The sequence below is a fragment of the Azospirillum sp. B510 genome (assembly GCF_000010725.1).
In the GTDB taxonomy this organism is placed as follows: Bacteria; Pseudomonadota; Alphaproteobacteria; order Azospirillales; family Azospirillaceae; genus Azospirillum; species Azospirillum lipoferum_B.
This window is the reverse complement of record NC_013860.1, coordinates 205,525-230,132: the sequence shown is the minus strand read 5'-3', so window position 1 is coordinate 230,132 and position 24,608 is coordinate 205,525. Positions and strand designations below refer to the sequence as shown.

12 protein-coding genes are annotated in these 24,608 nt (G+C 66.4%); 9 read left to right on the top strand and 3 right to left on the bottom strand.

Annotated features, from left to right (window positions below; genetic code table 11):
- Positions 1 to 97 precede the first annotated feature (97 nt).
- Both AZL_RS33105 and AZL_RS33795 read left to right on the top strand, forming a co-directional pair.
- On the top strand, positions 98 to 4,861 hold the full coding sequence (locus AZL_RS33105; protein WP_012978700.1) for a glycosyltransferase: 4,764 nt from the start codon (positions 98 to 100) through the stop codon (positions 4,859 to 4,861).
- Positions 4,862 to 4,919: 58 nt separating this feature from the next.
- The gene (locus AZL_RS33795; protein ID WP_158306038.1) at positions 4,920 to 8,642 is read left to right on the top strand and encodes a tetratricopeptide repeat protein; all 3,723 of its coding nucleotides are present in this window, start codon (positions 4,920 to 4,922) and stop codon (positions 8,640 to 8,642) included.
- Between the two features lie 137 nt (positions 8,643 to 8,779).
- Here the strand turns inward: AZL_RS33795 and AZL_RS33790 are convergent, their stop codons facing one another.
- Positions 8,780 to 9,967: a DUF5672 family protein gene (locus AZL_RS33790; RefSeq protein WP_052293839.1), complete on the bottom strand. Its 1,188-nt coding sequence runs from the start codon at positions 9,965 to 9,967 to the stop codon at positions 8,780 to 8,782.
- Positions 9,968 to 10,217: 250 nt separating this feature from the next.
- Between AZL_RS33790 and AZL_RS33090 the strand changes: the two genes are divergently transcribed.
- From AZL_RS33090 to AZL_RS33075, 4 genes are all read left to right on the top strand, one after another.
- Positions 10,218 to 11,141, top strand: a complete 924-nt coding sequence (locus AZL_RS33090; protein ID WP_371304270.1) for a GDP-L-fucose synthase family protein — start codon at positions 10,218 to 10,220, stop codon at positions 11,139 to 11,141.
- Between the two features lie 62 nt (positions 11,142 to 11,203).
- The gene (locus AZL_RS33085; RefSeq protein WP_052293838.1) at positions 11,204 to 13,165 is read left to right on the top strand and encodes a tetratricopeptide repeat protein; all 1,962 of its coding nucleotides are present in this window, start codon (positions 11,204 to 11,206) and stop codon (positions 13,163 to 13,165) included.
- 101 nt (positions 13,166 to 13,266) lie between these two features.
- Complete coding sequence (locus tag AZL_RS33080) at positions 13,267 to 13,854, top strand: D-sedoheptulose-7-phosphate isomerase (RefSeq protein WP_012978695.1); 588 nt, start codon at positions 13,267 to 13,269, stop codon at positions 13,852 to 13,854.
- A 99-nt stretch (positions 13,855 to 13,953) separates the two neighbouring features.
- Positions 13,954 to 15,963 carry a hypothetical protein gene (locus AZL_RS33075; protein ID WP_012978694.1) on the top strand — a complete coding sequence of 670 codons (2,010 nt, stop codon included), beginning with the start codon at positions 13,954 to 13,956 and terminating at the stop codon, positions 15,961 to 15,963.
- 127 nt (positions 15,964 to 16,090) lie between these two features.
- Here the strand turns inward: AZL_RS33075 and AZL_RS33070 are convergent, their stop codons facing one another.
- Positions 16,091 to 17,320 carry an acyltransferase family protein gene (locus tag AZL_RS33070; RefSeq protein ID WP_042447026.1) on the bottom strand — a complete coding sequence of 410 codons (1,230 nt, stop codon included), beginning with the start codon at positions 17,318 to 17,320 and terminating at the stop codon, positions 16,091 to 16,093.
- 365 nt (positions 17,321 to 17,685) lie between these two features.
- Between AZL_RS33070 and AZL_RS33065 the strand changes: the two genes are divergently transcribed.
- Genes AZL_RS33065 through AZL_RS33055 form a run of 3 tightly spaced genes read left to right on the top strand, consistent with a single transcriptional unit; the run spans position 17,686 to position 22,605 of the window.
- Positions 17,686 to 19,842, top strand: a complete 2,157-nt coding sequence (locus tag AZL_RS33065; protein WP_012978692.1) for a peptidase domain-containing ABC transporter — start codon at positions 17,686 to 17,688, stop codon at positions 19,840 to 19,842.
- 10 nt (positions 19,843 to 19,852) lie between these two features.
- Positions 19,853 to 21,250 (top strand): HlyD family type I secretion periplasmic adaptor subunit, encoded by a 1,398-nt coding sequence (locus tag AZL_RS33060; protein ID WP_012978691.1) that lies wholly within the window; start codon positions 19,853 to 19,855, stop codon positions 21,248 to 21,250.
- Complete coding sequence (locus tag AZL_RS33055) at positions 21,247 to 22,605, top strand: SEL1-like repeat protein (protein WP_012978690.1); 1,359 nt, start codon at positions 21,247 to 21,249, stop codon at positions 22,603 to 22,605. The genes AZL_RS33060 and AZL_RS33055 overlap by 4 nt, the downstream gene beginning before the upstream one ends.
- 59 nt (positions 22,606 to 22,664) lie before the next feature.
- On the opposite strand, the gene AZL_RS33050 is transcribed toward AZL_RS33055, so the two are convergent.
- Complete coding sequence (locus tag AZL_RS33050; protein WP_012978689.1) at positions 22,665 to 24,431, bottom strand: tetratricopeptide repeat protein; 1,767 nt, start codon at positions 24,429 to 24,431, stop codon at positions 22,665 to 22,667.
- Between the last annotated feature and the right edge of the window lie 177 nt (positions 24,432 to 24,608).

Sequence of the window (24,608 nt, the reverse complement as noted above, 5' to 3'; positions counted from 1 at the left end):
TGGACGGGAACCAGGGTTAGCGGCCCATAGGCAAGGCCGCTTGCTTTCGACTAGAGTGCGCCCGCCCTGACCATTTTGCTTATGACCGGAGAACCGCATGCCGCCGCTGACCATGGATGGTCTGCCCAACCTGCAGGTTCTGTTCTGCGCACTGGCGAGCCCCGCCCATTATCCGCGTCCGTTCCTGTCCGGGCGCGAGGTGTTCTGCGGTCCTGATTGCCAGACCACCATCGAGGGGGACAGCGTCCTCACCATCGCGACGCCCCCCGGCGATTTCGACATGGCAGCACTGGTTGCCCGGCTGCCGGCCCATCAGAAGCCCGACCTCATCGTCATCAAGGCCGATGCCACCCGGCGCAACCTGGCCCGCAACCTTGATTCCATCCCCTGTCCGAAGCTGCTGCTGATCGGCGACACCCACCATCTGGCAGCCCCGATCGGCAATTTGATCCGCTATGCCACCAACGAGTGCTTTGACGCCATCATTCTCGACCATACCCGTCACCACGGTCATTTCTTCATCGAGGCCGGCTTCGATCGGGTCTGCTGGATCCCGGCGCTCGATTACGCGTTGCGTCACCGCGTCCTTGCGTCAAGCTTCCACCATGACCTCACCTTCGTCGGACAGATCGGGGGCTTCCACCCCTATCGCCGCCATGTACTGAGCGAGGTGATCCGGGCCGGGCTGCCGCTGCGGACTCTGCGCGGCACGCCGGAGGAGGCGGCCGATCTCTACGCCGCTTCGGCCGTCACGCTGAACTGTAGCCTGAACGGCGATCTGAATCTGCGGGTGTTCGAGGTCCTGGGGGCTGGCGGTTTCCTGATCACCGATGCCCTTTCCCCGGACTCCGGGCTGGAACGCCTGTTCACCCCTGGACGCCATCTTGTGACCTACCGCTCGCCCGGTGAACTGGTCGAGATGATCCGTCATTACCTCTCCCACCCGGAAGAGGCCCTGGCGATCCGCCAAGCCGGGCAGGCGCATCTGCTGGACACCCAAAGCCCCGCGATCAAGCGGGCCCAGCTCTATGGCCTGCTGGGAGGGGGACCGATCGATCCGGCGCTCCAGCTGGAGGCCCGGCCGGCTGCGGCGCCACTGCCCGCCCGCGGCCAGATGTTGGGCCACCGCATCGCCGCCTATGAGGCGGTCCAGCATCTGCACCTGCACGCCACCCGTCTGACGCTCCTGGCCGGGCCGGACGACCCGCTGGGTATGGCCTCGGCCGTCCTCGGCCTGCCGCGCGTGGTGGTGCCGACCCCGGATGTCCCGCCGTCCGACGCCCTGCCTCTGCCCCAGGCCGGGGGGGACGACCGCCTGGGCGAACGGCGCGTGGTGATTCTATCCTGGTCGACCGGACAGGGCGGTGTCGAGGAGTTGGTCGATGGGCGGCTGGCCAATGCCGCCGCCGAGTTTGCGGTTGTCGCCGGACCGGGCTGGGCGGCACGGAATGCCGCGGCGCTCCGGCTGGCCGAATGGGGCTTTACTCCGGACAAGGGGGCCGCCGGCCTGTACCGCTGCACCGACCGGATCCGCTTCACCGAACGCTCCATCCGCCTGGCAAGGAGCGGCCAGCCCTCTCCGCTGGCCGGCGCGCGCCTCACGGCCCTGGTGGCAGACGCCACCGGCACCGACCAGGCGATGGCGGCGGCACGGTTGGCGCAGCTGCTGGGCGACGCCGGGCTGCTGGAGCGCGCGGTCCAGCGCTGCGTCGCCCTTGACCGCAACCATGATGACGGGCTGCGGGTGCTGGCGACCCTGGCCGAGGCGAATGGCCGGCCGGCCGATGCCTGGCTTCTGACCGCCGAGCGGCTGCGCGCCCGCGGGCTGCCGGTGGATGCGGCGGTCGCGCTGCCGGGCGCGCCCGACCTTGCCCTGCTGGACCGGAAGGCGGCCGGTGACGCCCGCATCGCCCAGTACCGCGCCCTGATCACGCCGACAGTGGAACCGACCAAGACGCCGCGCCGGATCCTGGTGGTGACCAACCTGTTTCCGCCACAGGAGTTCGGCGGCTACGGCCGCAAGCTTTGGGAATTCTCGGCCGACCTTCTACGCCGCGGCCACGATGTCCGCATCCTGACCGCCGACGTTCCCGACCTCATCCGTCCCGGCATGGCGGGCACGGAGGATCTGGAGGAGCGGGTCGAGCGCGGCCTGACCCTCCATGGTTACTGGCGGGAGGGGAGGGCGTTCAATTTCGACGACCGCGAACGCTGCATCGCCATCCTGCGCGCGAATGTCGCCTGCGTGCTGGAGGCGGTCCGCCGTCATGGCAGCGAGGTCTGCCTGATCGGCAACCTCGACCTGATCGGCGCCCATTGCCTGACCCCGCTGACCCAGCAGGGCATCCCGGTGGTGCATTGCCTGGGCAACCAGCATCCGGGCTATGGCGTCGCGGAGGCGCCGCGTTCTCCCCTCTACCGCCCCGGCCCCGCCAGCCGATGGGTCGAGGCCCGGCTGGCGGAGGTGGGGTATGATTTCCCCGAGACGTCGCTGCTCTACCCCGGGGCGCGGGTCGATTATTTCTACCGGCCGGTCCTGCCGGAGCTCGACCGGCTGCGCATCGTGTTCGCCGGCCTCTATGTCGCCTATAAGGGACCCCAGATCCTGCTGAACGCCTTGGCCCTGCTGCATCAGGCCGGCATCGACTTTGAGTGCGTGATGGCGGGGGAGGGGGCGGATGCGGAACTGCTGGAACGCTCGCAGGCCTTTTGTCAAAAGCATGGCCTTGCCGACAAGGTGCGTTTCCAGGGCTTCCTCGACCGCCGCGGCCTGTTCGATCTGTTCGCCCGCTCCAATGTGCTGGTGTTCCCCAGCGTCTTCCAGGAGCCGTTCGGCATCTCGCAGGTGGAGGCGATGGCGGCCGGACTGACGGTGGTGACCAGCGCCACCGGCGGCAGCGGCGAGATCGTCCGCCATGGGGTGGATGGTCTGCGGTTCACGTCGGAGGATCCGGCCGATCTGGCCGCCAAACTGCGCGGCCTGCTGGACGACCGCGCCGGTTGGGCCCGGCTGGCCCAGGCCGGGCGGACCCGTGCCTTCGCCTTCACGGTGGGGCGCAGCGTCGACCGCATCGAGGCGGTCTTCACCGAACTGCTGGCCCGGCGCGGCAGCCGGGGGCAGGTGCTGCGGGCCGCGCCGGACCTGACCGGCTTGTGCGAGGACGCCGAGCTGATGACGGCTCTGCTGACCGAAGGCTGTGACCCGCGGGCGCTTGCCCAGGCGGTGGAGCGGCTCGACAACGGGCGTTGGACATGGCGGCCGCACCCGCAGGCGGAGGCGGCGGTGCGCGCGGCGCTTGACGCCCCCTCCCCCTCCTCCAGCGATCGGGCGGCGCGCAGCCTGGCGGCCCTGCTGCTGGCCCCTCCCTATGCCTGGACCGGGCTCGCCCCGCTGGCGGATATGCCGGTCTTCGCCTGCGAGCGTTATGCCGCCACACTGCTGGCCGCTCCCAGACTGTTTCAGGAGGTCGGGGAGGCCCGGCGCTATGCCGACCATATGGTGGCGGCGTTTCCGGCCCTTGCCCAGGCGGTGGAGGCCGAGGGTGACGAGGCGCGCAGGAACGCCACTCTGCGGGGGGCCACCGCCGTCAGTCTCGTTCCACTCTATTTCAATGATTGCAACCTGCTCCCGGCCTTGCGGGCGCGCTCGGCCCTGTACAGGGCCTTCCTGAGGATGCATGGGCTTGAGCCGGACTGGACACCGCCGTCCCGTCCCGACCGCCCTCTGCGCGTCGGCATCCTGGCGTCGGCGCTGGTGCCGCGGCCGGAAAGCTTCGCCGTTCTGCCGCTGATCCTGCATCCGCCCCCCGGTGTCGAGCTGATTGTCTATGCCCTGGGGCGAACAGGGCATCCCCTGGAGCAGGCGGTCACGGACACGGGCGCCCGCCTCTCGGTCCTCCCCGAAGCCCTCAACCAGCAGCTGGACGTTTTGCGGGCGGATGATCTGGACATCCTGTTCTTCGCCTCCAACATCGCCGCCGTCTTGAACAGCAGTTCGGCGCTTGCCTGCTGCCGCGTCGCCCGCGTCCAGGTGTCCAGCGTCGCCTCGGTGGTGACGAGCGGCTCTCCTTGTGTGGATTACTATGTCTCCGGCGCCCTGAACGAGACCGCACCGGACGCCGAGTCCCAGTACAGCGAGACCCTCATCCGTCTGCCCGGCCTGGCCCATTGCTTCCTCGACCCTGTGGAGGAACATGAGCCGCTCGACCAGGCGGCCATCCGCATGCGTCTCGGCCTGCCGGCGGATGTGGTGGTGTTCGGCTCCACCGCCAACGTCAACAAGATCATCCCCGACCTGCAAGAGGTGTGGGCTGCCATCCTGGCACGGGTTCCTGGCTCGGTGCTCCTCCTGATGCCCTATGGCCCGCATTGGAACCACTCCTATCCGGAGGCCCTGTTCCACGACAGCTTCCGCCAGCGGCTGCGCGCTGCCGGGGTGGCGGAGGATCGTCTGGTCATCCTGTCCGAGCGCGGGTGGGACCGCCATGATGTCCGGCGGGCGCTGGGCGCGGCCGACATCTATCTGGACTCCTTCCCCTTCTCAGGCTCGACCTCGCTGATCGAACCGATGGAGGCGGGGCTGCCGATCATCTGCCGCGCCGGCGCCACCTTCAGGGGCCAGATGGGAGCGGCCATGCTGACGGATCTGGGCTGCCCGGAACTGGTCGCCGGTTCCGACACCGATTACATCGAAAAGGCCGTTCGGCTCGCCAGCGATCGGGCGGCGCGGCGCGCGGCGGCGGCCCAGGTCGGTGCCGGCTTCGTCCGCCCGCCCCGTTTCAAGGACGCCGCAGGCTATGCGGCCGCCATGTACCAGGCCATGACGATGATGGTCGGGACATCGCCGGAACTGATCGAGTGAGTGGGAAAAGCCGCCGCTCCCCCATCCCTGACCGCCTTTCATGCCTTGGCAGCCGCTTATGACCCAGCTCCCTCCCCCGCACGCCGTACACCAGCCGTTACCCGTTCCGGCACCAACCGCCATCGACCTCTTCAACAAGGGAGTGGCACTGCTGCAGAATGGTCAGCGGGAGAAAGCCCGCGCCCTTTTCCGCAGTTTGGCCGCTCTCGTTCCCGACTTCGGCTGGTCGCATCTGGCGCTGGGGCAGATGGCGCTCGACGAGGGCATGACCGACAAAGCCGTCACAAGCTTGGCGGTCGCCCTGCGGACCGGTTGTGGTGATGCGGTGATCCGGCTCGTCACCGTGACAACGCGGCTTTGCCAGGAGGGGAGGCCCGGGGAGGCGGAGCGGGCGGTGAGGGCTCTGGATGTCGCCGCTATTCCAGAGACGGCAACCGGGCCCCTGGCTAGCGCTCTGGCCGACATGGGCGCGCTCTGGCATTTGCGGGGGCAACTGCATCGGGCGATGTGCTGGATGCGTCGTGCCTTGGCCCTCAGCCCCGGGGACACCCGCATCTGGGGCAATTTGGCGGCAAGCCTCAAGGTACAAGGATTGCTGGATGATGCGGAGCGGGCCTGTCGCCACTCCCTGGCACTGGACCCGTTGAACGACAGCACGCATGTCAACCTGTTGCAGACACTGGAGCATCAGCCGGATTTGTCGGAGACGGCCCTGTTCGAGGCCCATGCCGCCTGGGGCAGGCTTTATCAGGCGCAGGCGGCCGGCCGCCTGCCGCCCCCCGGCATCTCCCGCATTCCCGGACGCCGGTTGCGGATTGGGTATGTGGCGCTGAATTTTGCCGGTGGTCCGCGGCGCCTGTTCCTGACTCATCTGCTTGAGCATCGCGACCGCGAGGCATTCGAGACCATCTGCTACTCCGCCGATCCTGCGGAGGCCTCTCCGCCACCACCGCTCCGCGACGCGGCGGAGCAATGGCGCACGACGGCGGGGCTGAGCGACGAGGCGCTGGTTGCCCTCATCCGTGCCGATGAGATCGACATCCTGGTCGATCTGGACGGCCACAGCAACGGCAACCGTTTGCGGGCCTTTGCCCTGAAGCCGGCCCCAGTGCAGGTGAGCTGGATCGGCTATTTCCATACCACCGGCCTGCCGGCGATGGATGCCATTTTCATGGACGCTGCGATGGTTCGTCCTGGGGAGGAGGGGCGGTTCGTCGAGCGGGTCATCCGGCTGCCATACAGCCGATTCTGCTACAAGGCCCCCGACTGTGCCGGGGCTGTCGCCCCGCCCCCATCCGTCCGGCGCGGCGCCGTCACGTTCGGCAGCTTCAACCTGATTGCCAAGCTCAATCCCCGGGTTATCCGGGTCTGGAGCCGGGTGCTCCAGGCGGTTCCGGCCTCCCGGCTTTTGCTGAAGTCGATCAACTTGAGCGACCCGGTGGTCTGCCATCGTCTGGAGGAGGCCTTCGCGGTCCATGGCATCGGCCGGGACCGTCTGGAGCTGCGTGGTCCCAGCAGCCACGCGGCAATGTTCGAGGAATATGGCGATGTCGACATCGCTCTCGACCCCTTCCCCTTCACCGGGGGGATCACGAGCTGTGAGGCCCTGTGGATGGGGCTGCCGATCGTGACGATGCCGGGCGAGCGGCCGGTGTCGCGGCAAACGGCCGGCTTGCTGGATATTCTGGGCTTGAACGGGCTGATCGCCCGCGACGAGGACGAGTATGTCCGCATCGCCGCGGCGCTCGCCTCTGACTCGGAGCGGCTTCTGGCACTGCGCACCGGCCTGCGTCCCCGGATGGCCGCTTCCCCCTTGTGCGACAGCGCCGGCATGATCGGTCGGGTGGAGGCGACCTATCGCATGCTGTGGCAGGACCGCTGTGCCCGGTCTGAAGCGCGGGCCTCAGCCCTCCGGCTTGCGGCAATGGCCCCCGACCAGGCCTGCATGGCCCTGCTGGAGCGGACACGCACCCATCTACAGAACGGTCAGTCGACGGCGGCCTTGTCCTGTGGTCGGGCGGCTCTCGCCTGTGCCCCGCAGCATCTGGCGGCCATGATCAATCAGGGCACCCTGCTGATGCAAGGGCAGCGTCCGGTGGAAGCGGCCCTGTGGTTGCGCCGCGTAGTGGCGCTCGACCCGGCCGTTTGGCAAGCGCAGGCGGCGCTGTTGCGTGTCTTGGCCGAGGCCGGACAGCATTCTGCGGCGGTCGAGGCGGCCCATGCCGCCATGCGGCGCTGCCCGGAGCTTCTGCTGTGGGATCGCGACGCCCTTGTCGCGGTGTTCAACGCCGCGGTGGCGCTTTATCGGCGGGGGGATGCCCGAACGGCTCTCGCTGCGTTGGAAATGGTCGGACAGGCGGCTCCTGACCTCGCCCAGCTGAAAAAGGCCTTGTGCGCGTGCCACCATATGCTCGGCCAACAGGCGATCCAGGCCGGCGACCTCGGCACCGGGCGCCATCATTATGGTGCGGCTCTGCAGATTGATCCCGCGATCGCCGAACTGCACGCCGCGATGGCCGGGCTGGAGGTCAAGGAGCGACCCTATGCCGCAGCGCGGCACAGCCTGAGGGCTTGGGAACTGGAACCCGGCAATGCCGTCATTTACAGCGGCGCCTGGCAGCTGATGAACAAGATCGGCAGCGATTTCTCCTCGCTGGAGGAGCTGTCGGCCGATCTGGCCCGGCAGTGGAGCTACGCCGCCCAGATCGGCGTCGGCAACGCTTTGCGCCAAGCCGGTCGGGCGGACGAGGCACAGGCAGCCTACCGCATGGCAGCCTGCCTGTGCCCGTCCTATCCTTTCACCTATACGCGCCTTGGCTGCCTTTATGCCGTCACCGGCCGCCATGAAGAGGCCGACCGCTGCTTCGAACGGGTTGGCCACATCGGATCTCCGACGCGCGAGGAGGCGATCCGACTGTCGCCGGCATTCCTTGAGCGTCTTGACGGGGCTGGGGTTTCCCATCCCGGTACTGTCGAGATGCGCGATACCCCCATTCCGGACGGGATCGACCATATTCTGTTTTCAAGTGGCGACGCCGCCTACATCACGAAATTCGCGTTCTCGCTTGTCAATTCCATCAACCAGAACCACCCCCACCCCGCCGTCCTTCACATCCATGCGATCAATCCGGATGCGCGGTCCGACGCAGAGATCGCAAGGATAAAGAATGGCTTTCCTAGAATCCAGATCGTTTACAGTTTCGAGAAGACGGATATCGAACCATTCGGTGACGAGAAAAAAACCTATTTTGCCTGCGCCCGCTTTTTGATTCTGCCGTGTCTTCTTCAGATGTACGACAAGCCGATCCTGATGCTCGACATGGACCTGCTTTTGCTGCGCGATCCCTCCCCCCTCCGGGACATGGTGGGCAAGGCCGATTTCGCTGCGGTTGGCGGCAGCATGATGGAGATTTGGAACGAGATGTGGGCGGATGTCGTCTACATACAGCCGGGCAGGCGATCGGTCGATTTCTTCGACTTCGCCGCCCGATACATGCTCCATTTCCTGGTCACCGGCCGCTCCCGCTGGTTTCTCGATCAGATCGCCCTGTTCGTCGCCCGCCACCGCCAACAGCCTGACGAGAAGCGGGCAGAGATCCACATCCTGCCCAGTTCCATCCACAAGATGGAAATGGTCGTTCTCAGCGACGGTTCGATCCGGGGAGGCGACGACGCCTTCTTCTGGTCGGTCCATGCCAGCCTGCCGACCAGTGCACAGCAGATCACATCGCCCCAGTTCCAATCCTATTGCAAGTCCACGCCACTCGGCGAACCCTCATGACCCCCTGTGAAGGGAAAGGAATGGATAATCCCGGACACCGGACGTCGGAAGGGTAAGGCGGAACGATCATTCCGCGCGCTCGATGGGAGCATGGCCTGGGGGCTGACCATCGGAAGTCTTGACGGGTGTCGAAGCCTTCAGGAGCCGTTTTGTTGCTGCAAGGTTTCGGCCGCGGCCAGGATTTGCTCGAGCACGCCCCTGTCCTTATGCTCTGGCTCCAGCCCGAGAATGCGTGACGCGATGATCTGGGCCTGGATCGGACGACCGGTGTTCAGGTATGACACGGCCAGCAGGATCATGCTCCTCCCGATCAGGCTTGAGCGCGGCACATCATCGAGGAAATTCTCCAGCTGATCGGCATCAAGCAGGGTGTGCATGCGGAAGAGGCTGTGGAAGCCGAAGGTCTCCACTGGCTGTGTCAGCTCGGCACCGTGCTCGATGGAGAAACGATCAGCCAGCCCTGCCGGGGCATAGGTGATGCCGTAGCGCTCCTGCAGCAATCTCCGATAGGTCCGGCACATGTGGTAGTCTTCCGGATGGCACTCGACCACATCAGGATCGGCCGTCGCCTGGAGAAGCCGGCGGGACCGCAAGGAGAACCCGCCATTGCCCACATTCGCCTCGTCGGTGAACATGGTCCAGCGCGCCCCGATATAGTCGAAGGCGCGGAACTCCTCGGACCACAGGCGCGCGTCCTGGATGAACCCGTCCCATTGAACCAGAAGCACGTAGGGGGTTTCGATATGGCGGTGAAGTTCCTTAAGGACGAAGCGGCTGTAGGCCTCCGAACTGGGCAAGCGGTCGATCAGCCGGGTGCGGATGGTCGGCAGGGGAAAATCGCGGTCGCTCAGGAACAGCACATCCTCGAACTGACATTGGGCCAGGCAGTTCTTCAAGGCGACCAGCGCATAGTCATGGTAGAAGGTGTCGATGCAGCACAGGGTGACACCGGGAAGCTGTAGGCGGAGTGCCGGATCAGGCGCGCGCGTTCCGGGGCGCACCAGCAGCCGGCAACCGGGGCGGATCGCCACGTCGGCGGCGAACAGCCGGGCCAGATGATCGAACTCGCCGCGCCCCCGCAGGGCGCCGCCCAGTTCGGCGTCGAACAGCCGCACTTTGGGATCCTGGGCGCAGGCCTGGCTCGACAAGAGCTCGGCCATCAGCCGGTCGCCCCGCTGCCCCCGCAGCACCCCCCACAGGTAGAGCGCATCGGCGGCCTGGGGCACCTGCCTCAGAATCGCGCCATAGACCCCCTCGGCCTCGGGCAGGCGTCCGGCCTTGTGGTGCTGGATGGCGATCGCGAGCGCCTGCGAGGACGAGACCATGGATAAGGAGCAATCGGCAGGAACGGTGGATGGGGCTCTTATACCCGTGATCCTCCATTGATCAAACGGCCCGTTGCGCGGCGTGCCGCCCGACCCCGGCGCTATGGCGCGCGCAACCATGCCTGGACCCGATGCCGGTGCAATGCTAGGAATTCGCCGGTTTCCCGATTGGCAAGGATTGGTGCCGGTGAACAAGACGGCGGAATTCTCTTTGGACGGCAAGCGTGTTTGGGTGGCTGGGCATCGCGGCATGGCGGGATCAGCCGTCGTGCGCCGGCTCGCCCATGAGGGCTGCGAGGTGCTGACGGCCGATCGCGCCACGCTTGACCTGCGCCGCCAGGAGGCGGTTGAGCAGTGGGTGGCCCGGGAGCGGCCCGATCTGGTGTTCGTCGCCGCCGCCACCGTTGGCGGCATTCTCGCCAACTCCACCCGGCCCGCCGAGTTCCTCTATGACAATCTCGTCATCGAGACCAACATCATCCAGGCCGCCTACCGGACCGGTGTGAAGAAGCTGGTCTTCCTCGGCTCCTCCTGCATCTATCCCAGGCTGGCGGCCCAGCCGATGGTGGAGGAGGAACTGCTGGCCGGCCCGCTGGAGCCGACCAACCAGTGGTATGCCGTGGCCAAGATCGCCGGCATCAAGCTGTGCCAGGCCTATCGGCGCCAATATGGCTGCGACTTCATTGCCGCCATGCCGACCAACCTTTATGGCATCGGTGACAATTTCGACCTGCAGAGCGGGCATGTGGCGGCCGCGATGCTGGCGAAGATCCACCGCGCCAAGATCGAGGGACGCGACAACGTGGAAATCTGGGGGACCGGCACGCCCAAGCGGGAGTTCCTGTTCGCCGACGATCTGGCCGATGCCCTGGTCTATCTTGCCAAGCATTATTCGGACGAGCCGCACATCAATGTCGGAACCGGCCAGGAGATCTCCATCCGTGAGCTGGCGGAGTTGGTGGCCGCCGTCGTCGGCTACCGCGGCGGCTTTTTCCACGACACCAGCAAGCCGGACGGCAGCCCGCGCAAGCTGCTGGATGTCAGCCGGCTGACCGCGCTCGGCTGGAGCGCCCCCACCTCCCTGCATGACGGCTTCGCCGCGACCTACCGCTGGTACCTTGAGCATCTTGGCAGCGGTGTCGCCCTGCGCGGTCAGCCTGCCATGCTGTCCTGAGCCGCCGCCACGGCCTCGGAGGCTCCCGATCATGTCCACCCTGCCGCCTCCCGGATGATGTGATGAAGAAGAACTCCCGCAAGCCAGTCGCCAAGGCAAAGCACCCCCAGGCTTCGGCAGCGACCGGAGGCGGGCGCCGTTCGGCCACCGCGCCGGCGTCCTGCGCCGCGGCCTTCGGCGTTGCGTTGGGGCATCATCAGGCCGGGCGGATCGCCGAGGCCGAGGCCGGCTATCGGGCGGTGTTGCACCTCGACCCCGATCATCCCCACGCCAACAACAACCTGGCTTTGATCCTGCGTGGCCGCGGTGGGCATGCCGAGGCACTCGCCTGTTACCGCCGGGCGGTCAAACGCACACCGGACGACCCCCATCTGCACAGCAACTTCGGTTGCCTGCTGGTGGATATGGGGCAGGCCGCCGAGGCGCAGGCCGCCCTGCGCCGGGCAATCGAGCTGCAACCCGACTATGCGGAAGCCCATTTCAATCTGGGCAACGCCCTGCGCGGTGCCAATGACCTGGACGGGGCGCTTGCCTGCTACACCGAGGCTTTGAGGTTGAAGCCGGATATGGCTGCGGCCCTCAGCAACATGGGCGACCTGCTGAAGGGGCGGGCGGAGCTGAGCCGCGCCGTGGAATACTTCATGGCGGCCCTGCGCGCCGCCCCTCAGATGCCGGAGCCCTGCAACAACCTGGGCGAGACCCTGAAGGAGCAGGGGCGCATCACCGAGGCGGTGACCGTGTTCCAAAAGGGGCTGGGCGTCCATCCCACCCACGCCATCATGCACTCCAACCTTGCGTTCGCGCTGAATTACACGGCGGACGTCCCGGTGGAGATGATCTATCGCGTGCATCGTCATTGGGCAGAGCGGCATGCCGATCCCCTCCTGCCGGCAGGGCGCGCCCACGCCAATGACCCCAGGCCCGATCGCAAGCTGCGCATCGGCTATGTCTCCCCCGATTTCTGCGCCCACTCCGTCAGCTTCTTCGTTGAGCCGGTGATCCGCGAGCATGACCGCGCCGCCTTCGAGGTGATCTGCTATCCCTGCTCCGGCCGGTCGGATGCGGTGACCGAGCGGTTGCGGGCCGCTGCCGACCGATGGGTCCCGATCGTCGGGCTGTCGGATGAGGCGGCCGCCGCGCGCATCGAGGCGGATGGCATCGACATCCTGATCGATCTCGCCGGTCACACCGCGGAAAACCGCCTGCTGCTGTTCGCCCGCAAGCCGGCGCCGGTGCAGGTGACATGGCTTGGCTACCCCAACACCACCGGTATGCCGGCCATCGATTACCGCCTGACCGACGGGGTCGCCGACCCGGTCGGCCTGGCGGACCAGCTCAGTGCCGAACGTCTGGTGCGGTTGCCGCACGGTTTCCACTGCTACCAGCCGCCGGTGGTGGCGCTCCAGCCGCGCCCGCCGGTGCTGGACAGCGGTGTCGTCACCTTCGGCTCCTTCAACAACACCTCCAAGGTGACGGCCGAGGTGGTGCGGGTGTGGGCCGAGATCCTCAAACGCGTGCCGAATGCCCGGTTGCTTCTGAAGAGCCGGCAGATGGGCGATGACGAGACGCGTGCCCGCTACCGCAACAGCTTCATCACCCATGGAATCGACCCCGACCGGGTCGAACTGCTGGCCCGTATCCCGGCAGCCGATGGTCATCTGCGCGCCTATGACCGTCTCGACATCGCGCTCGATCCCTTCCCCTACAACGGCACCACCACGACCTGCGAAGCCTTGTGGATGGGGGTGCCGGTGGTGACGCTGGCCGGACGCAGCCATGTCGCGCGGGTCGGCGCCAGCTTGCTGACCAATGTCGGGCTGGAGGAGCTGATCGCCAGCGACGAAGCCGAGTATATCGCAAAGGCGGTCGCCCTGGCCGGTGATCCCGCGGCTTTGGCCGGCTTGCGGGCGGGGATGCGTGCCCGCCTGGAGGCATCGCCGCTGACCGACCACAAGGGCTTCACCCGCTCCCTCGAGGCGGCGTTGCGGGCAATGTGGCGGAGCTGGGCCGAGCGTGGCGGCTGAACCCGCCCAAGCCGCCCGACTTCCCAACGCATGTCCGCCTCCGCCGGCCCCGCCCGCGGAATCCTCCTTTCCAAGCCCCTGACCTTGAGGTTGCGAGTTCCATGGCGACTGATCTTTCCTCTCCCGTGTGCTTCGCCGACTACATCAACGCCAGTGTCGATGTCCTGCAGCGCACCGCTGACCATCTGGGGAGCGGACGGCTTGACGAGGCGATCACCGCCGTTACGCGGGCGCTCGGGCAGAACCGGGCGCTCCTGGTGTGCGGCAATGGGGGCTCGGCCTCGGACGCGCAGCACATCACCGGGGAACTGGTCGGCCGCTTCCTGAAGGAGCGCCGCGGACTGAAGGCAATCTGCCTGAGTTCCAACGCCGCGGTGCTGACCGCCTGGGCCAACGACTATTCCTACGACACGGTCTTCGCTCGTCAGGTCGAGGCCTACGGCGAGCCCGGCGGGGTCCTGCTCGGCCTCAGCACCAGCGGAAACTCCAAGAATGTCGTCGCGGCTTTCGAGGTGGCGCGGACCATGGGGATGACCACCATCGCCATGACGGGAGAGGGGGGAGGCAAGCTGGCGGCCCTGAGCGACATCCTGCTCGACGTGCCGTCACGCTCGACCCCCCTGATCCAGCAGGCCCACATCTGCCTGTACCACCATCTGTGCGAGCGTGTCGAAGCGCAGCTCATCTGATAACCAACCGCCTGAAGAGAACCGCCTCGGGCCGGCACCACGGCGCCGGCCCGAGGCGGCTTCCTCCATCTTCGGCGAGACGAGGCAGCGAGCGGGTCCATGATCGTGCTGCGTGATTTGGCTGAACACGCCTTTCGCCTCTATCAGCAGAACCGTTTCGACGAGGCGGACGCCGCCTGTCGCATCGTTCTTGCCCATCACCCCGACCATGCCGGCTTCCTGCAATTCCTCGCCACCATCCGGGTGCGCCAGAACCGGACCGCGGAGGGGCTTGTGCTGTACCGGCGAATCCTTGCGATTTCGCCCGAATGGATCGACGCCTGGTACAACCTTACGGTCGCGCTGGAGGGCGACGGCCGGCATGAGGCGGCCAGCGGCAGCCTGAAGCGTGCCGCCGCCATCGCTCCGGACGCGGCGGGCCTGTATGGCAAATTCGGTACTCTTTACCGCAACACCGGCCTTCTCGCTCTCGCCCGCCTCAACTTTGTGCGCGCGGCGCTCTTGGCCCCCGACGATGCGTCCATCCGGATCAGCCTGGGGGTCGCCTTGCGCGAACTCCGGGAGGTCAAAGGCTCCACCACGACCCTGGGTAAAGCCATCGCCTGCGATCCCGCGGCGGCCGAGGCCCATCTGCAGCACGCCCATGGCCTGCGCGAGCTCGGCCGCCTTGCCGATGCGATGGTGTCCTATGGGCGGGCCAGGCGGCTTGCTCCGGGACGAAGCGACATTCTGAATTATCATCTCTACTGCAAGCAGAACCTGTGCGACTGGCAGGATCATGAGGCGCTGTGCCAGGCCGTGCTCGACACCATCGACCAGGATGGAGGGACGGTCATCCCGCTCGCGGTTCTGACCATCCCGACCACGCCGGGACAGCAGCGTCTCGCGGTCGAACAGTTCTACCGGCGTCTGTTGGAACCTCAGGCTCCGGCCCCTCTCCCGTCCCGTCCGGCAGCCGCCCCGCGCGGTGCCCGGCCGTTGCGGGTTGCCTATCTCTCCGCCGACTTCTACGAACACGCCACCGCCTATCTGGCCGCCGAACTGTTCGAGCGCCATGACCGCAGCCGGGTGGTCCCGCTGGCCTATTCCTACGGCCCGGACGATGGCAGCCCGATGCGCCGCCGCCTGGAGACGGCCTTCGCCAAATTCTATGACATCCGGGCGGCCGGCGCCGACGAGGTGGCGCGCCATATGGCGGAGATTGGGGTGGATATTCTGGTGGATCTCAAGGGACACACCAAGAACACACGGTTCGACCTGATCACCCGCCGCCTGGCACCCGTCCAGGTCGCCTATCTGGGATATCCGGGAACCAGCGGCCTGCCGCACATGGACTATATCGTGGGCGATGCGATCGTCACGCCGCCGGACCACCAGCCCCATTACACCGAACAGCTGCTGCTGTTGCCGGACAGCTATCAGATCAACGGCCGGGATCGCCCGCTGCCGGAACGGACGCCGGTCCGGGCCGCGTACGGTTTGCCGGAGAACAGCTTCGTCTTTTGCAGCTTCAACGCCCTTCAGAAACTCTCCCCGGCCATCTTCGCGCTGTGGATGCGCCTGCTGGCGCGGGTGCCCGGCAGCGTACTGTGGCTTTATGGCGGCGCTCCGGATGGCGAACGCAACCTGAGGCGGGAAGCCGCCGCCAGAGGCGTGGCCCCGGACCGTCTGCTCTTCGCCTCCAAGCTGCCGCTGGCCGATCATCTGGCCCGCTACCGGGTTGCCGACCTGTGCCTCGACACTCTGCCCTACACCGGACACACGACCACCAGCGATGCCTTGTGGATGGGCTGTCCGGTGGTCACCTGCCTGGGCGGGACCTTCGCCTCCCGGGTCGCCGCCAGCCTGCTCACCGCCGCCGGTCTGCCCGAACTCATCACGCACACTCTGGAGGAGTACGAGACCCTGGCGGTGCGGCTTGCCGAAGACGCCACCGCTCTGGCGGCCCTGCGCCGGCACCTGGAAGACAATCGCTTGCACTCGCCGCTGTTCGATGCCAAGCGTTTCGTCCATCACCTTGAACGGGCCTATGACATCATGTGGCAGCTCCACGCCGGCGGACATCCCCCCCGGAGCTTCGCCCTTCGTGCGACCCACAGCCCGGATTGAGCGGGTCTTCGGCCGGGCCATGCCTCGCCGTTCCTTAGTGGCGAGCAGGACCGGCGCCGCAGCGGTGGCGCCGGGGTGGGGAATGCCCCGAGGTGGGACTAACCCGGAGGCAAGGGAATGCGCCGGCTTATGCCGCCTCCAGCGCACGCTCCGTCCTTGAGGAAAAGCGCTGTTTTGCCTGCCGGACAATCACCCGTCGCGCCGGCTCCTCAATGAACAGGTGGACCAAGGCCGACAGGGCCAGCGTGAGAGCCCAGCACAGAAGCAAAAGCCCCAGGCGGTTCTGCATCGCTCCCTCTCCCAACACGGCGCTGCCATAGCCGAGGACAACAGCCAGAACCGGGATGTGGAACAGATATACGGAAAACGAAATCCGGCCGAGGAAAGTTGCGACCGGCCAGGTGAGAACGCCCCGCCGGATCCCTGCGCAACCCAGGATCAAGGGCAGCCACACGGCGATGCTCATCCCGTTATGAAAGACAATCTCCGGTATGTCTGCGTGAAATCTCCAGAGGGCGTAAAACGCAACAGCCGAAAAACAGATCAACCTCCAGCCGTACCAGGCGCGGGGGCGCCTCCACAGATGATAAGCCAGCATCCCGGCGATGAATTCATGCAGGTGGCCAATGGGGACGAATTTGATGAATTGGGCAGCCAGATCACTGGCCATGTCGATGGTCACCTGGGTCGCCATCAGCTGATGGCTTCCGCCAAACACCTGCCAAACCGCGACAAAGACGACTGTGCTTGCCAGCCAGCAAAGGAGCGCCGCACCGGCCAAGCGCACCGCGCTGTTGCGCAGCATTTGAAGAAGGAAGGGGAAGCATAGATAGAAAAACACTTCGTTCGAAATCGACCATGTCGGGCAATTGACCGAACACGCCGCCCCGGGAAGCCACGCCTGTAGCCCAGCCACCGCCAGAACCGGTCCTGCCGTCAGCAGCGTCGCAACGGCTTTCTGGCCTGTTTCTTGAAAGTACAAAACGGCATTGATCAGGAATGGAAGACTGAGGACAACCGAAATGATGTAAGCGGGATACACTCTGGCAAAGCGCACCGCATAAAATTGATAAAGATCATTCCGGGAGAAGTCGACACTGGAATACCGATAACACAAAATAAACCCAGATAAAATGAAGAAAAAAGTTACACCAAGAAACCCTATCGATGCGGCCGGAATCAATGAAAAGCTTCCGAACAAGGCGCCTTCATAGTGAAACATCACCACCATGAAGCATGCAACAAACCTCAGGCTCGTCAGCGCCATCAGCTCGTCCGCACCATCCACCCTGTCCCGCCGGCTGAAGATCATCCTGAGATACTCAAAAACCATGTCTTTCAACCTTTGAATGCCCAAGCCCGGGCGCCTTGGTCCCGCGGCATTATCCGTTCCGCCTTCGCCTGGGAAGGGTGCCAACAACAATGGCGGCGGGACAGTGGCTGAACAAAGCGCCACCATTGTCTCTTTCAAAGGCTTGCGTCCACCCCCCTTGTGACAAACCGGCCCCGTACAAGCGCCATGCCGGCGACCTTCCGGTTGAAAGCGCCGCAGCAGGGGGCCGAATCATTTTGAGGGACACCCCGAAGCGCCCATGCTTAGGAGTTGAACGCCTCAGTCCGCTTGGCATAGTGTGGCCGCCAATCCGCCGCAGGGAGAAGCGTCTGGCAACGATGCCCGCGTCTGCCCGCGTCTGGAACCGGCTTTCGCTGCCAAGGCGACCTATGACCCTGATTTCAGAAGCTTCCTGCGCGCACACGGTTCTGCGCTGTTTTGCCAACATCGCCCGTCAGCGCGGGGTCGACATCTCGGCCGAACGCCTTCAGCATGATTTCGTCGTCGGCAATGAAGAAATCGACGGCGCGCTGATGGAGCGGATGGCCAAGCAGCTTGGCCTCAAATTCTCCGCGACGACCCTGACCTGGGAGCATCTTGAGGGGCTCGGCGATGCCTTTCCGGTCATGGTGCGCCTGCGCAACGGCAACGCCTTGATCGTTGCCGGCTTCGGCACCCAAGGAGAGGTTCCGGTCGTCATCGTCCAGGATCCGCTGGCCGACCAGGGCGTTCTGCTGCCGTTGGACCGCAAGCGCTTCACCGACGCCTGGACCGGCGAGGTCTTCCTGCTGAAGCGGCAGTATGGGCTGGGCGACGAGGAGCAATCCTTCGGGCTGCGGTGGGTTCTGCGCGAAATCCTCCGGCAAAAGCGCATCTTCCGCGACATCGCCGTCGCCGCCATCCTGCTCAGCATGATGGGGCTGGCTCTGCCGATCTTCTTCCAGTTGATCATCGACCGCGTCCTGGTCCACCAGAGCCTGGGCACGCTCTATGCGCTGATGGTCGGCATGATCGGTGTGATCGCGTTCGAGACCTGCTTCTCCTACCTGCGCCAGTACATGGTGATGCACGCGACCCGCAAGATCGACACGCGCATGAACGTGCAGGTCTTCAACAAGGTCGTCAATCTGCCGATGGATTTCTTCGAGCGCCGTCCATCGGGCGAGATCATCAAGAACATGATGCAGGCGGAGCGCATCCGCAACTTCCTGACCGGGCAGCTGTTCATGTCCCTGCTGGACATGGTGTCCCTGATCATCTTCCTGCCGGTCATGCTGGCCTACAGCGTGCCGATGGCGATGCTGGTCCTGGGCTTCACGCTGCTGATGGCGCTCAACATCGGCATCGTCATTCCGCTGCTCCGCCACCGGCTGAAGGCCCTGTATGACGCCGAGATCAGCCAGCAGTCCTTCCTGATCGAAAACATCCATGGCATGCGGACGGTCAAGTCCCTGGCGCTCGACGCCCGCCAAAAGCTGGAATGGGACCACCGGGTGGCGCGTTCGGCCGAACTGCGCTTCAACGTCGCCAAGGTGATGACCATCAGCCAGACGATCTCCGGCCCGCTGGAGAAGCTGATGATGGCCACCCTGCTTGGCCTTGGCAGCTATCTGGCGCTCGAAGGCGAGATGCAGATGGGGGCGCTGATCGCCTTCTACATGCTGGCCGGCCGTGTCGTGCAGCCGCTGCTCCAGGTCGCCCAGCTCGTCCAGCAGTTCCAGGAGGTCTCGCTGTCGGTCAAGATGCTGGCCAGCATCATGAACCACCCGAGCGAACAGGGCCGGGCCGGGCGCGGACTGCGGGTGCCCCTGCGCGGCAAGGTGGAGTTCCAGGACATCCGCTTCCGCTACAGCCCGACCGCGTCGCCGGCCCTGGATGGCGTGTCCTTCACCATTCCCGAGGGCGCCATCTTCGGCATCATGGGCCGCAGCGGATCGGGCAAGACCACCGTCACCCGCCTGCTCCAGGGTCTGCATTTCGCCGAGGAAGGCCTGATCCGCGTCGACGGCCACGACCTGCGCGAATTCGACATCGACCACCTGCGGTCCAACATCGGCGTGGTGTTGCAGGAGAATTTCCTGTTCACCGGCACCATCCGGGAGAATGTCGCCGCCGCCAAGCCGGGCGCCACCACCGACGAGGTGATGCGCGCCGTCCGCATGGCCGGCGCCGACGAGTTCGTCGAGCGGCTGCCCAAGGGGCTGGACACCAAGCTGGAGGAGGGCTCGGCCAACCTGTCGGGTGGTCAGCGCCAGCGTCTGGCCATCGCGCGGGCCTTGCTGATCGATCCCCGCGTGCTGATCCTTGACGAGGCGACCTCGGCGCTCGATGCCGAAAGCGAGGCGATCGTCCAGGCCAACCTGATGAGCATCGCCCGCGGCCGCACCGTCATCATCATCTCCCACCGGCTGTCGAGTCTGGTTCCTTGCGACGCCATCCTGGTGATGGACCGCGGCAAGGCGGTCGATCAGGGCAAGCACGGCCAGCTCCTGGAGCGCTGCGGCATCTACCAGCATCTCTGGCACCAGCAGAACCGGCATATCTAGGAGACCGACGGTGACGACCCATCAAATCGGCTCCATCCCGCTGGCCAAGGTGCCGGCGAAACAGAGCAAGGGTGCGGCGAAGGCCGCGCCGGAAGCGATCATCAGCCAGTTCCAGCGGGACACCGCGGCGATCGACGCCGCCCCCGATCCGCTGCTGGCCCGCATCGTCCTGCATATGCTGGCGCTCGCGGTCGTCTTGGCGGTCGTCTGGGCGATCGTCGTGAAGCTGGACCGCATCGTGGTGGCGCCGGGCAAGATCACCTCGCAGGAGGCCACGGTCTTCGTCCAGCCCCTGGACACGGTGATGATCAAGTCGGTCAATGTCCGGGCCGGCGACATCGTCAAGCCGGGCGACATCCTGGCCACGCTGGATCCCACCTTCGCCCAGGCCGATGTCGGGCAGCTGGAGGCGCGGCTGGCCAGCGTCGATGCCCAGGTGGCGCGGCTGGAGGCCGAATACAACGACCGTCCCTACACTCCCGCCGACGCCAAGGACCGCAACGCGGCCCTGCAGTTCGGCCTGTGGCGGGAACGCCAGGCGCAGTTTCGGGCGCAGTTGCAGAGCTATGCCGAGAAGATCGCGCGGGTGAAGGCCTCCATCGTGAAGAACGAGACCGACCGGTCCCATCTGGCCGAGCGGCTGAAGGTGGTCCGGGAGATCGAGGGCATGCGCAGTTCGCTGGCGGCGTCGCAGACCGGCAGCAAGCTGAACATGCTGTACGCCACCAACGACCGCATCGATATCGAGCGTACCCTAGTCTACAACGAGAATGAGCTGGCGGCCAACCAGCACGAACTCAAGTCGCTCTATGCCGACCAGGATGTCTACGTCCAGAACTGGAAGAGTTCGGCGATCGAGGAGTTGGTCAAGCAGCGCACCGAAAGCGATTCGCTGCGTGAACAGCTCAGCAAGGCGCGCAAGCGCGAGGATCTGGTCAAGCTGGAGGCGCCGACCGACGCGGTGGTGCTGGAGGTGTCGCCCAAGACCTCGGTCGGCTCGATGGCCCAGCCGGGCGAGGCTCTGTTCAAGCTGTTTCCGCTGGGCGGCGGTCTTGAGACCGAGATCACCATCGACGCCCGCGACCTCGCCTTCGTCCAGGTCGGCGATACGGTGCAGATCAAGCTCGACGCCTATCCCTTCACCGATCATGGGGCCCTGGAAGGGGTGGTGGAGACGATCAGCCAGGACGCCTTCACCGACCGCAACAACCCGCAGACCGGCACCCAGCCCTTCTACCGGGCCCGGGTCCGCCTGACCAAAACCGAGCTGCGCAACGTACCTGCCCACTTCCGCCTGATCCCCGGCATGCCGCTGAAGGCGGACATCAAGGTGGGCGAGCGGCGGGTGATCTCCTACTTCCTGCGGCCGATCCTGCGCGGTCTCAACGAAAGCATGCGCGAGCCATGAGTCTGATCTCCCGCCTGTTCAGCAAGCCGGCGGCGCCGATGGCCGCCGCCCGGCCGGATTTGCGCAAGGGCCTGGAGGCCCATGAGGCCGGCGACCATCTCGCCGCCTTGCGCCATTGGCTGCCGCTGGCCGAGCAGGGCGATGCCGAGGCCCAGTTCCGCGTCGGCCAATCCTATATCCGCGGCGAGGGGGTGGTCCGTAATTTCGGCGATGCCGCCCATTGGCTGCGCAAGGCCGCCGCCCAGGGGCATGTCGAGGCGCAATTCACCCTTGGCCTGTTCCTGGCCAACGGCGAGGGCGCCCCGCAGGACAACGCTCCCCCGGTCCGCTGGCAGCGCAGCGCGGCCCAGCACAATCGGGCCGCCGCCGAGGCCAACCTGGCCCTGCTGTTTCCCCATGGTCTTGGCGCGGCCCCCGACATGGCCGAGGCGCTGTCCTGGTACGAGAAGGCCGCGGCACAGAACCACGCCGAAGCGATCTACCATCTTGGCCTGTTCCACACCTTCGGCCAGGGTGTGCCGCAGGACTATGCGGCGGCGGTCCCATGGTTCCGCAAGGCGGCGGAACTGGGCCACGCCACGGCGCAGATGAAGCTCGGCTCCTTGTACGCCCAGGGCAACGGCGTGGCCCAGGACATGGCCGAGGCCCTGTCCTGGTACGAGAAATCGGCCGAGAACGGCAATGCCGGTGCGCAATTCAGCCTGGGGCTCGCCTGGGAGCATGGGCAAGGGGTGGAGCCGGATGCGGAGAAGGCCGCCCATTGGTACCGTCGCGCCGCCGAACAGGACCATCCGGTGGCCCAGCTCCATCTCGGCCTGCTCTACGCCTCCGGCCGCGGCGTGCCGCAGGACTATCGCGAAACCCTGAAATGGTGCCGGCTTTCGGCTGAGAAGGGCAATTCCAGCGCCCAGTTCAATCTGGGGTTGCTCCATGCCAGGGGGCTGGCGGGCGCGGCCGATTTCGGAGAGGCGGCCACCTGGTACCGCAAGGCCGCCGTCCAGGGCAACGTCAACGCCCAGGTCAATCTCGGCCTGCTGCTTCTCAAGGGAACCGGCGGGCGGCCGGAGGTTCTGGAAGCGGTTGACTGGCTGCGCCGGGCGGCCGCCCAGGGCCATTTCGCCGCCATGCTCAACCTCGCCTCGCTATACGAGACGGGGCAGGGTGGCGCGGTCAATCCGCCGCAGGCCTGCATGTGGTATCGGGTGGCGGCATCGGTGGCCCCGGAGAGTGACCGGGCGACGCTCCAGGCGAAGGTCGACGCCCTGCACAACGCCATGAATGCCGAGGAGCGGCAGAAGACGGACACGCTTCTCGAGGAGTGGCGCAAGAGCCTGCCGCCGGCGGCCGCGCACTGATCCTGCGGCCGGGGCTGCCCCTCTCCGAAGCGGGGAAGGCAGTCCCGGCGCGCGCGGGATCAGCGCGGCAGGGCGGCTGCCTTCGCCCGCAGCGCTTCCTCGACCCGTTCCAGCACCTCCTCCCAATCGCCGGGGCGGTTCTGCCGGAACAGACGCATGGTGGGATACCAGGGCGTGTCGTCGCGCCCGAGCAGCCACCGCCAGTCGGGGGCGAAGGGCAGCAGCACCCAGGTGGGGCGGCCGAGCGCCCCGCACAGATGGGCGACCGAGGTATCGACGCAGACGATCACGTCCAGGTTGGCGGCGATCGCCGCGGTGTCGGCGAAATCCCTGATCTCGGCGGACAGGGAAATCAGGCGCATGCCCGCCGGCGGCGTGGCCGCCAGCCCCTCGCTCGGCCCCTTCTGGATGGAGAAGAGGGTAAGGTTGGGCAGACGGGACAGGGCGGCGAAGGCCTCCAGCCGCAAGGAGCGGTTGCGGTCATTGCCATGGCCGGGCGACCCGGCCCAGACCAGCCCGACCCGCAAGCCCTGATGCGGGCTGAGCCGCTCGGCCCACTGGGCTGCCAGTTCCGGTTCCGGAAAAAGATAGGGCACGCGGGCCGGGATCGACTCGAGCGTCGTGCCGAACAGCAGCGGCAGGCTGAGAAGTTGGACATGGAGGTCGAAGGCGTCGAGCGGAACCGAGCCGGAGAGGATGGCGTCCGGCCGCACCACCCCCTTCATCAGGCGCTGAAGCGCCGGCTGGACGCCGAGCACCACCCGACCGCCGCGCGCCGCTATCATCGGGGCGTAGCGGCAGAACTGGATGCTGTCGCCGAGTCCCTGCTCGCTGTGCAGCAGGACGCGTTTGCCGGCGAGCGGCTCCCCGGTCCAGCGCGGCTTGGGCAGATCGGCAAGCACCGGCGCATCCTTGCAGCGCAGCCGGCCCTCATATTCGCGCCACCCCTCGCTGAACTGGCCGTCCAGCAGCAGTCCGATGCCGAGATTGCGGTGGGCGTCGGGGCTGGCGGGGTCCAGCCGCAGCGCCCGCCGGTACTGGAGGATCGCCTCGGCAAGGCGGTTCTGGGCCTGGCGGCTGTTGCCGAGATTGTTGTAGGCGGCGGTGAAGCCCGGATCGCAGACAAGGGCGTGGGCCTGGCAAGCCACGGCCTCCTCCAGCCGTCCGGCCTCCTGCAGGGTGATGCCGAGGCTGCTGTGGGCGGCGGCGAAGGTGGGATCGCGGGCGATGGCGCGCCGCTGCCACCGCTCGGCCTCGGCGATCCGCCCGAGTTCGCGCAGGGCGATGCTGAGATTGTTGCCGGCCGAGGCGTGGAAGGGATCGAGCGCCAGGGCGGCCCGGTAGCCGCTCACCGCCTCATCATAGCGCTTGTCGTCCTGCAGGCAGTTGGCAAGGCCGTTGCGGGTTTCCGCCACCTCCGGCCCAAGGGCGACCGCCCGGCGATAAATCGTCGCAGCCTCGCCCAGCCGGCCGAGCAGGCGCAGACAGAAGGCCAGCCCTGGCAGCGCCAGGTCGAAATCGGGGCGCAGGGCGATGGCCCGGCGGTAACAGGCGGCCGCGTCGCCGATACGCCCCAGATCCTGCAGGACGTTGCCAAGATTGAGGTGGGCCTCGGTCAATTCCGGGTTCTGCGTCAACGCCTCCCGAATCAAACGGGCCGCCTCCAGCGGCTGGCGGCGGCGCAGCGCGATCCCCATGAGGTGCAGGGCGTCGGGATGCCGGGGCGCCACCCGCAGGATTTGCCGGTAGATGTCGGCCGCCATCTCCAGGCGCCCGCCCTGGTGATGGCGGACCGCGATGGTGAGAGCCTCTTGAATGGTCGTCATACAGATGCCCGCCGCCCCAAGCTTGTCATTCTATTGCTGACTGTCTTCAGATCCCTGGAGAACGACCTTGCATACTCGGCTGATTGAATATCGATCAAGAGCTATGAACAGGAGTATTTTGTCTTTTCGCCCTCGGACACCTCATTTCCCGTGCGGTGGGAGTGGCGGGATCGCATG

Coding starts and splice junctions, on each gene's coding strand:
- AZL_RS33105 (WP_012978700.1), top strand. CDS start 98: ATGCCGCCGCTGACCATGGATGGTCTGCCCAACCTGCAGGTTCTGTTC.
- AZL_RS33795 (WP_158306038.1), top strand. CDS start 4,920: ATGACCCAGCTCCCTCCCCCGCACGCCGTACACCAGCCGTTACCCGTT.
- AZL_RS33790 (WP_052293839.1), bottom strand. CDS start 9,967: ATGGTCTCGTCCTCGCAGGCGCTCGCGATCGCCATCCAGCACCACAAG.
- AZL_RS33090 (WP_371304270.1), top strand. CDS start 10,218: ATGGCGGGATCAGCCGTCGTGCGCCGGCTCGCCCATGAGGGCTGCGAG.
- AZL_RS33085 (WP_052293838.1), top strand. CDS start 11,204: ATGAAGAAGAACTCCCGCAAGCCAGTCGCCAAGGCAAAGCACCCCCAG.
- AZL_RS33080 (WP_012978695.1), top strand. CDS start 13,267: ATGGCGACTGATCTTTCCTCTCCCGTGTGCTTCGCCGACTACATCAAC.
- AZL_RS33075 (WP_012978694.1), top strand. CDS start 13,954: ATGATCGTGCTGCGTGATTTGGCTGAACACGCCTTTCGCCTCTATCAG.
- AZL_RS33065 (WP_012978692.1), top strand. CDS start 17,686: ATGACCCTGATTTCAGAAGCTTCCTGCGCGCACACGGTTCTGCGCTGT.
- AZL_RS33055 (WP_012978690.1), top strand. CDS start 21,247: ATGAGTCTGATCTCCCGCCTGTTCAGCAAGCCGGCGGCGCCGATGGCC.
- AZL_RS33050 (WP_012978689.1), bottom strand. CDS start 24,431: ATGACGACCATTCAAGAGGCTCTCACCATCGCGGTCCGCCATCACCAG.